The 443-nt window shown below is 72.0% G+C and carries 1 protein-coding gene; it reads left to right on the forward strand.

Annotation, left to right across the window (positions count from 1 at the left end):
* Window positions 1-427: isocitrate/isopropylmalate family dehydrogenase (locus IQ210_RS47005; RefSeq protein ID WP_265584765.1), on the forward strand; the 427-nt coding region annotated here is incomplete at its 5' end.
* Window positions 428-443: the final 16 nt, after the last annotated feature.

A 443-nucleotide genomic window follows, 5' to 3' on the forward strand; every position in this document is an offset into this window, starting at 1 on the left:
GGAGTTCCCCGAGGTCACCACCGACTACATCCACGTCGACGCGGCGACCATCTACCTGGTCACCGACCCGGCCCGGTTCGACGTGATCGTCACCGACAACCTCTTCGGCGACATCATCACCGACCTCGCCGCGGCCGTCTCCGGCGGCATCGGCGTCGCGGCGAGCGGCAACATCAACCCCTCCCGCGAGTTCCCGTCGATGTTCGAGCCGGTCCACGGCTCCGCGCCCGACATCGCCGGTCAGGGCAAGGCCGACCCCACCGCCACGGTCCTGTCCGTCGCGCTCCTGCTGCGTCACCTCGGCTACGAGGCCGAGGCCGCCCGCATCGAGGACGCCGTCTCGGCCGACCTCGGCGAGCGCGCCGGCAAGCCCGCCCGCTCCACCTCGGAGATCGGCGACGCGCTGGCCGTACGAGTAGCCGGCTGACCCGCGGCTGCCAGCA

The organism is Streptomyces justiciae (assembly GCF_015163075.1).
Lineage (GTDB): Bacteria > Actinomycetota > Actinomycetes > Streptomycetales > Streptomycetaceae > Streptomyces > Streptomyces justiciae.